Origin of the sequence: Paracoccus sp. (in: a-proteobacteria) (genome assembly GCF_030538695.1) — a bacterium.
Lineage (GTDB): Bacteria > Pseudomonadota > Alphaproteobacteria > Rhodobacterales > Rhodobacteraceae > Paracoccus.
In genome coordinates, this window is record NZ_JAUNTN010000001.1 from 198,371 (window position 1) to 209,744 (window position 11,374).

General features: G+C 65.6%; 7 protein-coding genes and 1 CRISPR repeat array. Of the genes, 3 read left to right on the plus strand and 4 right to left on the minus strand.

The genetic code is table 11. The annotated features are described in order from the left end of the window. Position 1: 1 nt before the first annotated feature. Genes qhpC through peaA form a run of 3 tightly spaced genes read right to left on the minus strand, consistent with a single transcriptional unit; the run spans position 2 to position 3,315 of the window. The gene (qhpC, locus tag Q4G24_RS00950) at positions 2–325 is read right to left on the minus strand and encodes a quinohemoprotein amine dehydrogenase subunit gamma (protein ID WP_303364617.1); all 324 of its coding nucleotides are present in this window, start codon (positions 323–325) and stop codon (positions 2–4) included. Beyond that, positions 322–1,767: a quinohemoprotein amine dehydrogenase maturation protein gene (gene peaB, locus Q4G24_RS00955; protein WP_303364618.1), complete on the minus strand. Its 1,446-nt coding sequence runs from the start codon at positions 1,765–1,767 to the stop codon at positions 322–324. Before peaB ends, qhpC begins: the two co-directional genes overlap by 4 nt. 9 nt (positions 1,768–1,776) lie before the next feature. Further along, positions 1,777–3,315, minus strand: coding sequence for a quinohemoprotein amine dehydrogenase subunit alpha (peaA, locus tag Q4G24_RS00960; protein ID WP_303364619.1), 1,539 nt, complete (start codon positions 3,313–3,315; stop codon positions 1,777–1,779). Positions 3,316–3,524: 209 nt separating this feature from the next. On the opposite strand from peaA, the gene Q4G24_RS00965 reads away from it, so the two are divergent. Then, complete coding sequence (locus tag Q4G24_RS00965; protein ID WP_303364620.1) at positions 3,525–4,760, plus strand: NAD(P)/FAD-dependent oxidoreductase; 1,236 nt, start codon at positions 3,525–3,527, stop codon at positions 4,758–4,760. A gap of 26 nt (positions 4,761–4,786) precedes the next feature. Here the strand turns inward: Q4G24_RS00965 and Q4G24_RS00970 are convergent, their stop codons facing one another. Next, positions 4,787–5,737, minus strand: coding sequence for a helix-turn-helix domain-containing protein (locus Q4G24_RS00970; protein ID WP_303364621.1), 951 nt, complete (start codon positions 5,735–5,737; stop codon positions 4,787–4,789). Positions 5,738–5,921: 184 nt separating this feature from the next. On the opposite strand from Q4G24_RS00970, the gene Q4G24_RS00975 reads away from it, so the two are divergent. Then, positions 5,922–7,322, plus strand: coding sequence for an aldehyde dehydrogenase family protein (locus tag Q4G24_RS00975; RefSeq protein ID WP_303364622.1), 1,401 nt, complete (start codon positions 5,922–5,924; stop codon positions 7,320–7,322). A 64-nt stretch (positions 7,323–7,386) separates the two neighbouring features. Next, positions 7,387–9,474 carry a PQQ-dependent dehydrogenase, methanol/ethanol family gene (locus Q4G24_RS00980; protein WP_303364623.1) on the plus strand — a complete coding sequence of 696 codons (2,088 nt, stop codon included), beginning with the start codon at positions 7,387–7,389 and terminating at the stop codon, positions 9,472–9,474. Positions 9,475–9,733: 259 nt separating this feature from the next. Next, positions 9,734–11,348: direct repeats of the CRISPR family, unit length 29 nt; unit sequence CGGTTCATCCCCGCGCATGCGGGGAACAG. Positions 11,349–11,374: the final 26 nt, after the last annotated feature.

An 11,374-nucleotide genomic window follows, 5' to 3' on the forward strand; every position in this document is an offset into this window, starting at 1 on the left:
ATCAGCCTTTCTGCGGGAAAACGGATTGCAGGTTGCGCCAGTTGGTGACGGGATCGGCGGCATCTGCGCCCCAGTCGGGATAGGTGTTCAGCGTGTCGGCCACCTGTGCGGGCCACCAGCAGGGATCGGCGCAGCCATACAGGTCGGCCTCCATCGGCTGGCACAGGTTGGACAGGGCGCCAAAGGCGTCCACCTCCCACCCCGGATCAAAGGATGTGGTGCAGCCGACAAGGCTGTTCATCGCCACGACCTCATCGGCGCGGCCTTCGGCCTCGGCCTCGGCCAGTGCTTTGGCTTTGGCATTGGCGGGGGTCAGGTGCTTCATTGGATAACCTCCTGTGCGGGGCGGGTGCGCGGCGCAAGCTGGGTGCGAAAGAAGGACGGGTTGGCCTGCATGATGCGGACATAGGATTCGATGCCGAAATCCACCCAGTCGCGCATCAGATCGCAGTAGTGATAGACCGGCGCGAAAGGGTCGCCCTGCCGCGCATAGGATTCGTGGTAACAGCCGCCCGCGCAGATCGCGCGGATGCGGCAGGTGGTGCAGCCCATGCCGCTGCGGTCCTGCGCCTTTTCGACAAAGGCCGCCAGTTTCGGCACGTCGATCCCGTCCGCGACATTGCCATAGGTCGGCTGACCCGAGCCGACAAAGCGGTGACACAGGTGCAGATCGCCCACGCGGTCCACCGCCAGCATCCCCAGACCGGCCCCGCAGGGCACGGCCTTTTTGGTGCCCTGCGCAATATCGGTCAGCAACTGGTGCATGTTGGAAAAGCCGATATTCTCGCCGCGGCAGGCGGCCTCGACATAGCGGCGGCCAAGGGTTTTCATATCCTCGAACGCCTGTTTCAGCGCCGCGCTGTCCAGATTGAACACCGAAATCGGGCCAGATGTGGCCGGGCCAAAGCCGACCTCGGCAAAGCCCAGATCGTCTTTCAGGTGGTCGTGAATGGCGATCACATCGGTAACGCCGCGCGTCAGCGTGACCCGCGCCCCCACCGGACGCGCGCGATAGCGCGACAGCAGCATCCGCACATTGCGCGCCACCAGATCATAGGTGCCCTTGCCGCCCACCGTCTTGCGGTTGGTATCGTGCAGCGCCTTTGGCCCGTCCATACTGACTGTCAGGGCAAAGCGATGCGCGTCGAACCAATCGGCCAGTTCCGGCGTCAGCAGCGTGGCATTGGTGGTCAGCGAGAAATCCGCCACCTTGCCCAGTTCCGCCGCGCGCGGCCCGGCCCATTCGACCACCTGCCGGATCAGCGGCATGTTCGACAAAGGCTCGCCGCCAAAGAATACGATGTTCACCCGGTCGCGCCCGGCGGCCTGTTTCAGCAACAATTCAACGCTGGCGCGGGCGGTGTCGAAGGACATCTTTTCGCCCTTGGACGGGACCGCCAGATCCTCTTTATAGCAATAGGTGCAGGCCAGATTGCAGCCGGTGTTCACGTTCAGAATGATCGTGGACAGCGGAATATCCTCGACCTGCACGATGGCGCGCGGTGTGCCTGCATCTGCGGCATCGCGCAGAATATCCAGCGCCATGAACGACTTGACACAATCGGCCAGCGCATCCGGCCCGTGGTGGCCCAGTGCCGCGCGCAGGCTGTCGGCGTCGAACGCCTCGACCCCGCGCGACAGGTCGTAAAGATCGCGCGCCACCGGATCGAGTTCGAACAGCGAGGTCGAGGGAACATGCATCAGCATGGCGTGGCCGTCCACATCCACCCGATGCGCATTTTCCCGGATCAGTTTCAGCATTCCCATGGCGGCACCTCAGCGGATCGGGGCATCGACGAACCGCTGCACCGTCGCATAAAGATGCGCTTCGGCGGTCAGCGGCGGGTCTTGTTCGACGGTGGCGATCACCCGCAGATCGCCGACGTTATTGGTCATCATCGGCCGTTCCGGGTTTGGCCCGGCATCGGCGGGGGTGAACAGCCCGGTCTGGTCGATCACGCCGGCGTATTTGTCATCCTGCATCCTGGCCGCTTCCCCGGACCAGGGGGCGATGGACCACGCGGCGGGGACAATCCCCACGGCCACGTCATCATCGGTTCCGGGCTGACCATCTGGCCCGTTCAGCCAGCCCATGGCCTGAAACTGCGCCGGAGTTTTCGGAATCGCCCCGCCCCCGCCGCCGATGCGCGACATGGCCACATCCGGGATGATCGAGATGCGGTCCAGCCGCTCATAAGCAACCAGAGCGACCGGCTGGCCCGCGATGTCCAGCGTGATCGGGCCGGGTTCCGCCGCCGCCAGCGTCAGCGTGACGCCGCCCGCATCCTGCGTCACCGAATCGACGGTCACGCCTTCGGGCGCCGTGACCTGATCCGACAGGCCGGTGCCGCTGATGCGGATTTCGGCAGGCTGCCCGATGCGCAGCATGGCGGGCTGCGCGGCCAGCACGACCGGCGGGTGATCGGCCCGCACCGCGCTGATCCGGCCTCCGGTCACATCCTGCGCCGCCAGAAACCAGCGCCCGTCCAGCCGCCCATCGGGACCAACCGCCAGAACCTGATGAATATCGCCATCCGCCCCGCCCAGGGTGCCGCGCCATTCCCCGGCCCCAAGGATATGCGCGCGGCCCGTATATTCGGCCTGCGCGCCATCGGCATAGGTCAGCGCCATCGTGACCTCCATCCCCTCGCGCGGGCCGGTGACGGTCATGGTGCCGCGATAATCGCCGCGCCCCGGCTGATGACCAGCGACGATATAATCGCCCGCCGGATCGCCCGCATAGGGCGCGGGTGCCTGACCCAGCGGGTAATGTTCGGCCAGCCACGGAATGATCTCGGATTGCGCCAGCCCCCACCAGTCGCGATCCCGCGCCAGAGCCTGATATTCCAGCGTCGGGAACTGACCCAGGTGGAAATGCACCAGCTTGGCCCAATCCTCGGGCGTGCGGCGCTGCAATTCGACGCGGGCATAGGAATGGCAGCGGCCACAGGTCTGGGTCATCTGTTCGGTCGGGCCTTGGTCGCTGGCCACCGGCTCGCGCTCAAGAATATAGCGGCGGCCCTGCGTCTCTGCGACGCTCAGCCCCTGCGTATCGGACAGATAGGCGACGACGGCGGCAATCTCGTCATCTGACACGCCACCGATATGGAAATTGTGGATCATGCGCCGCACCGTCATGTCCCAGCCCTCGGGCGTCTTGCGCACGCTGTCGATCCGGTCCCAGCCGGTTGCCGTCTGTTCATGGCAGGCACCACACAGGGTGCTGACGATTTCTTCGCCGCTGGCGGCATGGGCCACAGATGTCAGGGCAGAGCAGGCAGCGACCACGGCAAGGGTCGTCAAACGGGTGTGCATAGCGGGCCTTCCCTTGGCTGGCTGTGCCCGGCGTCGGAAACCGGGTCATGTCAGCCCAAGGCAAGCGGAAGAAACCGTTACATTCTTGTCATTTCCGGCCAAAGTTGCGACCTTCTGTCGCAGACGCCGATGCTGGCCGAAAATGCCAAGCCGTTGCTGCGATGCGGCAGGCAGGCTGCCAAAATCCGCGCCATCCTGCGAAAGGCGACATGACCCTGCGGCAAGACATGGTGATTATCGGCGGTGGTCCGGCGGGCGCGGTATCGGCTTGGCTGGCGGCGCGTGACGGGCTGTCGGTCGCGCTGATCGACCCCGACCGCACGCCCGCCCGGATCGAGGGGCTAAGCCCGCGCCTGCACCGCTGGCTGTCCGGGCAAGGGCTGTTGGCGGGTTTTCACGGCGTGACCGGCCCCCTGCCCCGGCAGGTGGACTGGGGCGGGATCGCCGGGGGCAATGCGGAATATGTCGTCGAACGCGCCGCGCTGGACCGGCATCTGCGGGCCATGGCCGAACAGGCAGGGGCGCGGCTGATCCGGGCGGCGGCGCGTGCCGATGGCGGCGACGTGACGCTGGACGATGGCCGGGTGCTGACCTGCGACTGGCTGCTGGATGCGCGTGGTCGCGCCGGGGCACCACGCGCCGCCGCTGGCCGCGCGCCTGCGACCGTGGCTCTGGCGGGCTGGCTGCTGGCGGCGGCCGATGCACCCGGCGTGCAGGTCAGCGCCCGGCCCGATGGCTGGCTGTGGCGCGCGGCCTTGCCCGATGGCCGGGTCTGGGCGCAGTTCGTCACCGATGCCGCCGGTCACGGCACCCCCGTCGCACGGCTGAGCGCCGCCGCCGGGCCGCTGTCATCCGCCCCCATCCTGCGCGAGGCCGCGCCCCGCCTTGCGACTGCGCAACAGGATCTGCGCCACCTGCGCATCGGGGATGCCGCCGCCGCAATGGACCCGCTGTCCGGGCACGGGCAGTTCTGGGCGGTGTCCTCGGCACTGGCGGCGGCAGCCGTGCGCCGCACCCTGAGCGACGATCCGCAGGCCACGGCGATCTGTCACCGTTTTCTGTCCGCCCGCGCGCAGGACACCGCCACCCGGCAGGCCCGCATCGGGCGCGACTTCATCCGCGCGGAAACCCGCTTTGCCGATGCGCCGTTCTGGGCCGCGCGCCGTGATTTTCCCGATGATCTGCCGGTTCACCACAGCCGCCGCGATTTCGCCGTCAGCACCGGCCCGGCCATCGTCAAGGGCCGCATTACCGAAACCGAGCTGCTGCTGACCCCAAGATCACCGGACGGTGTGGCATGGTTCGGCACGATCAGCGCGCCCGAGGTCTGGCGCAGCTTTCAGGCGGGCGGAGACGGGGCAGTCGCGCAGCGATGGGGCGGCATGGCCCCGGCCCTGACCGCCGCACTGTCCGCCGAAGCAACCGTCCGGCATCAGCAGGGCTGACCCCGGCGACCTGACCTTGCCGCCCGTCACCCGGCCCGCGGGGCGCGTGGTGATCGTGACGCGGCTTCCATGAACCGGCGCGGCGTCTGGCCGTATTCAGACCGGAACGCCCGGTTGAAATTGGAAATATCCCGAAACCCCGAGGCCAGCGCGATGTCGGTGATCTGCGGTCTTTGGCCGCGCCGGCTGGCGATCCGCGCCAGTTCGGCAAACAGTTTCAGCCGCTGGCGGCGCAGCGCGCGCACAAAGCTGGTGTCATGGGCGCTGAAGTCACGCTCCAGTTGACGCGGCGATATGCCAAGGCGCGCGGCCAGCCAGGGCAGCGACAGATCCGGGTGGGTCACATGGGTTTCAATGGCGCGCATGGCCAGCGCAAAGCGGGTGGCGCCGCGCAGACCCGTCACAGGCTGGCCAGCACCGCCGGGGTGAAACGCCAGCCGGACCAGATCGAACATCTGATCCGGGTCGCCCGCCCCCGCACGTGCCGCCGCCGCCGCAGCCACCTTGCCACCGATCAGCCCGGTGATCTGCCGCTGCAACAGCCGCGCCGCCGGGCTGCCGGCGTCAATCGCGGTGCCCACGCGCAGCGCCGGAACGGCCCCCGCCAGCACCGCCGCGCGCGGCAGATGCACCGACAGCGCATGAGACACGCCCCCGTCATAGGCGATGGTCAAAGGCCGGGTGGAATCCAGCAGATACAGCATCCCCGGCTCGACCACGCTGCGGGTTTCGCCGGTTTCGATCAGGCTGCGTCCCTCGACCTGCACCAGCAGGAACAGATGTTCGTGGTCATCAGACCGGATGTCGCGCAGGCTGCGCCGGATCTGGCGGATGTCGCATCTGAAATCGGCCACATCCAGCGCGTTCAGCCGATGCGTGACAAAATGGCCGTTCACCGCCTTCTGCCGCGTGGCAGGAACCGGGTCGAAATACCCACAGGTCGCCCTCAGCGCGTCGCCCCACGCGTCAAACTGCATGTCCGCCCCCTGCGCTCCTTCCTCTGCGGGCCACAAGGGAAGACGGCACCGCGCCGGATCAGACTATCGCAACCCCGCCAAAAGAGAAGCCCGCCCAAATGGCCATTTTGGCGGAAAAGTCCAAGTTTGCGGCGGCAAATCCCCCTAGCCTGCCCCGATGCCATGCAGCTAAAGGGAGGAATGCATGACGACCTACAGCCTTTTGATCGACGGCAAGCTGGTTCCCGGCGACGCGACGATGGACGTTATCAACCCCGCCACCGAAGAGATTCTGGCCACCTGCCCGCGCGGATCGGCGGCGCAGATGGATCAGGCAGTCGCGGCGGCCAAGGCGGCCTATCCGGCATGGGCCGCGCGCCCGATCACGGAACGGCGCGACATGCTGATGAAGCTGGCCGATGCGCTGGAATCGCGGCAGGATGAATTCGCCCGCCTGCTGACGCAGGAACAGGGCAAACCGCTGGCCGAGGCCACGGCGGAAATCATCTATTCCACCGTCTTCATCCGGCAACTGGCCGCGCAGGATCTGCCCGTCAAGGTGATCGAGGACAGCGCCACCACGCGCATCGAACAGCACCGGATGCCGTTGGGCGTGGTCGGCGCGATCATCCCGTGGAACTTTCCGGTGCTGATTATCTGCTTCAAGATCCCCTGCGCCCTGCTGGCCGGCAATACCGTGGTCATCAAACCGGCCCCCACCACCCCGCTGACCGCGCTGAAGCTGGGCGAACTGGCCGCCGACATCTTTCCCGCCGGCGTGGTGAACATCGTCACCGATCTGAACGATCTGGGCGGGCAACTGACCACCCATCCCGATGTGGCCAAGGTATCGTTCACCGGCTCGACCGAGACGGGGCGCAAGGTGATGGCCTCGGCGGCGGATACGCTGAAACGGCTGACGCTGGAACTGGGTGGCAATGACGCCGCCATCGTGCTGCCGGGGGCAGACCCGGCCACGGTCGCGCCGGGTATCTTTGGCGGGGCGTTCATGAATGCCGGGCAGGTCTGTCTGGCGATCAAGCGCGCCTATGTCCACGATTCCATCTATGATGATGTGGTCGCCCGGCTGGCGAAACTGGCCAATGACGCCGTGGTCGGCGACGGTTTGCAGCAAGGCACCACCATCGGCCCGCTGCAAAACAAGATGCAGTATGAAAAGGTCAAGGGCTTCCTTGATGACGCCCGCAAGGATGGCCGCATCGTCGCGGGCGGGCAGCCGGTGGATGGCGCGGGTTATTTCATCGCGCCGACCATCGTGGCCGACATCGACGACAGCTCGCGTCTGGTGGCCGAGGAACAGTTCGGCCCGATCCTGCCCGTCGTGCGCTATACCGACCCCGAGGATGCGCTGACGCGCGCCAATGCCTCGCCCTGGGGGCTTGGCGGCTCGGTCTGGGGTGATCGCGACACCGCGCGCGGCATTGCGCTGCGCATGGAAAGCGGCACGGCATGGGTGAACAAGCATCTCGACTTTGGCCCCCATGCGCCCTTCGGCGGGGCCAAGCAATCCGGCATCGGCGTCGAATTCGCCGAAGAGGGCCTGCACGAATTCACCCAGATCCATGTGGTGAACGAAGCCGTCTGATCCGCCGCATATCCGGGCCGCGCCGACCCGCGCGGCCCATCCGTTTGTGTTTTGGGAGGAGCACATGACCAAACATTCCCTGACCCTTGCCGCCTGCATCGCAGCCATGGCGGCGGGCGGCGCATCCGCGCAGGATGCCCGCAACCCCGTGGCCGGTCTGGACGGGGCCGCCATCATCGCCAATGCCGCCGATACGAAAAACTGGCCCAGCCATGGGCTGGATTATCAGGAAACCCGCTTTTCCAAGCTGGATCAGATCAATGCCGGCAATGTGGCCGATCTGGGGCTGGCGTGGTCGCTAAGCCTCGATTCCCGTCGCGGGGTCGAGGCCACGCCCCTGATCGTGGACGGCGTGATGTATGTGTCATCGTCATGGAGCATCGTTCACGCCATCGACGCCGTAACCGGGCGCGAATTGTGGCGCTATGACCCCAAGGTGCCGCATGAATACGCGTCCAAGGGCTGTTGCGACGTGGTGAACCGGGGTGTCGCCGTTTACGATGGCACGGTCTATGTCGGCGCCTTCGACGGCTGGCTGCACGCCATCGACGCCGCCACCGGCCAGCAGTTGTGGAAGGTGGACACCATCGAGGACCGCGACAAAAGCTATACCATCACCGGCGCGCCCCGGGTTTACAAAGGCAAGGTGATGATCGGCAATGGCGGCGCGGAAATGGGGGTGCGCGGCTATATCACCGCCTATGACGCGGCCAGCGGCGATCAGGTCTGGCGCTTTTACACCGTGCCCGGCGACCCCGCGCAGCCCTTTGAAAGCAAGGCGATGGAGGACGCCGCCGCAACATGGGACCCGGCCGGAAAATGGTGGGAGGTCGGCGGCGGCGGCACCGTCTGGGATTCGATGGCCTATGATCCCGACCTTGACCTGATGTATATCGGCGTCGGCAATGGCAGCCCGTGGAACGCCGCGCTGCGCAGCCCGGCGGGCGGGGATAACCTTTACCTTGGTTCCGTCGTGGCGCTGCGGCCCGATACCGGGGAATATGTCTGCCACTATCAGGAAACCCCGGCGGAAAACTGGGATTACACCTCGACGCAGCACATCATCCTGTCCGACATCGAATGGCAGGGCGAGACGCGCAAAGTCTTTATGCACGCCCCCAAGAACGGCTTTTTCTTTGTGGTGGACCGCACGAATTGCCAGTTCCTGTCCGCCGAACCCTTTGTCAAGGTGACATGGGCCAGTGGCTATGACGAAACCGGCCGCCCGATCGAAGACCCGATGGCACGCTCGCCCGGCGGCGAGGTGTGGGAAACCATCCCCTCGGCCTTTGGTGCACATAACTGGCACCCCATGTCCTATAACCCGCAGACCGGGCTGGTCTATATCCCCGCCCAAGGCGTGCCGGGCGTGCAGCAACCCGACCCCGACTGGCAGCACGACCAGCTGACGCCGGAATCGCCGATGTCGGCAAATGGCTGGAACCTTGGCAAACTGCTGTCCACCGGCGCGCCCAAGGCCACGCCCTATGGGCAGTTGCTGGCATGGGACCCGGTGAAACAGGCCCCGGCCTGGCGGGTGGATTATGTCTCGCCCTGGAATGGCGGCACCCTGACCACGGCGGGCAATCTGGTGTTTCAGGGCACCGCGGATGGCCGTTTCGTTGCCTATGACGCCACAACCGGCGATATGCTGTGGCAATCCCCGGTCGGCACCGGAGTCGTCGCGGCCCCGGCGACATGGGAAAAGGACGGGGTGCAATATGTGTCCATCGCCGTCGGCTGGGGCGGAATCTACGGGTTGATGAACCGCGCCACCGAAGTCGCCGGGCCGGGCCGTGTCTACACCTTCCGCCTTGGCGGCGATGCCTCGATGCCGGAACTGGCCATGCGCCCCGCCGCGCATATCGTCGAGGGCGTCGCCTATGACCCGGCCGACGTCGAGGAAGGGGCCAGGCTCTATGTCGCCTCATGCCTGTTCTGCCATGGCGTGCCCGCCGTCGATAACGGCGGTGCCCTGCCCAACCTCGGCTATTCCGCACATGACACGATTGCCGCACTGCCCGAACTGGTGCTGAGCGACACATTCGTGCCCATGGGAATGCCCAGCTTCCGCGACAAACTGACAGAAGCCGACCTGCACAAAATCATCGCCTTCATCCAGAATACAGCCGAGGCGGTGAAGAATAACTGAGCCTGTCGGGGTCAGGTCTCAAAGGGCGGCATCGGGGTTTTCGGATGTTGTTGATGGGCGCGCGTTCCGTTGATGGCAGAGAAATTCCGATGCCGTTTCTGGTTATGCCATGATTTGGATGGCATCTGATAGCTGCAACATATCACTATCCTGACGGTGCAGATCCTCCCCGTGATCAAACCAACCACGCACCCGGACAGCACATCGCGTTGGTTTATCCCTGTGTGGGGAGCAGCCGTGGAGTTCCGAGGGGCGACTTTGGTTCATCCCCGCGTGTGCGGGGAACAGTCGCCTACGCCCCCAAGCACCGCGTCATGGCCCGGTTCATCCCCGCGTGTGCGGGGAACAGCGCTTCATCAATAGCATGGTTCGCCATTCGCGCGGTTCATCCCCGCGTGTGCGGGGAACAGTTGCTGGGTTACGGCGTGGCGCTGGACGTGGGCGGTTCATCCCCGCGTGTGCGGGGAACAGCCACAGCCCGTCAGGGCCGCGATAGGCCAGCCCGGTTCATCCCCGCGCATGCGGGGAACAGTGATAATCCCGGCGTCGATCTGGTGTTTATCCCGGTTCATCCCCGCGCATGCGGGGAACAGGATAGAGCGCTTCCACGCATGGTTCAGAGGCGCGGTTCATCCCCGCGCATGCGGGGAACAGAAATCCGTATTGCTCCGCCGCCTCACGAGCACCGGTTCATCCCCGCGCATGCGGGGAACAGGCCCAATCCACCGCCACGACCATAGGCGCAGGCGGTTCATCCCCGCGCATGCGGGGAACAGGTCGGGGCTGTCGAAATGGATGAACTCATCGAGGGTTCATCCCCGCGCATGCGGGGAACAGAAGGTTGCCGAGCATGTGCAGAACGGCCCATTCGGTTCATCCCCGCGCATGCGGGGAACAGGTGCCGTCGAAGGATTTCAGGCTGATGCCGCCCGGTTCATCCCCGCGCATGCGGGGAACAGGTCGAAAACGATTGCACCGCCCGTGCCAAATTCGGTTCATCCCCGCGCATGCGGGGAACAGACCCAGAAACAGATTGGTTTTCTGACCTGTCTCGGTTCATCCCCGCGCATGCGGGGAACAGTTAATATCCGCACCGTCCTTCCAATGAACGCCCGGTTCATCCCCGCGCATGCGGGGAACAGGTGGTTTTCCACCCCCCGGCAAATCTATGCCGCGGTTCATCCCCGCGCATGCGGGGAACAGAGAAGGAGAGGGAGAAGGAGAGGGAACACCCACGGTTCATCCCCGCGCATGCGGGGAACAAGCCATTTCAGCGAAAATCTGCGGAATACCACCCGGTTCATCCCCGCGCATGCGGGGAACAGCCAGCGACAATATAACGGACAGAATAGCCCGCCGGTTCATCCCCGCGCATGCGGGGAACAGATCTGAAACACGCCGGGGCTATTCGACAAGTCCGGTTCATCCCCGCGCATGCGGGGAACAGTCGGGGGCCTCTGGCAGGTGGCCAATGTGGCGCGGTTCATCCCCGCGCATGCGGGGAACAGCCGAGCGCCCCCAGAAACGGGGGCAGGATCACCGGTTCATCCCCGCGCATGCGGGGAACAGGCGCGCATGTAAAGCATCCATTACGCCCCGCACGGTTCATCCCCGCGCATGCGGGGAACAGAATCACCGCCCAATCGGGTAAAATCCCTGTTCCGGTTCATCCCCGCGCATGCGGGGAACAGTCCGCGCCAGTCAGCGGCGGCAAATTGTCGGCCGGTTCATCCCCGCGCATGCGGGGAACAGCCGAGCGTTTGGCGCGAGCGAGGCGTGGAGATCGGTTCATCCCCGCGCATGCGGGGAACAGCCTGCGGCAAAAAATATTGGGACTAATGTCCCCGGTTCATCCCCGCGCATGCGGGGAACAGTCACCGCCCAAGCGGGTGAAATCGCG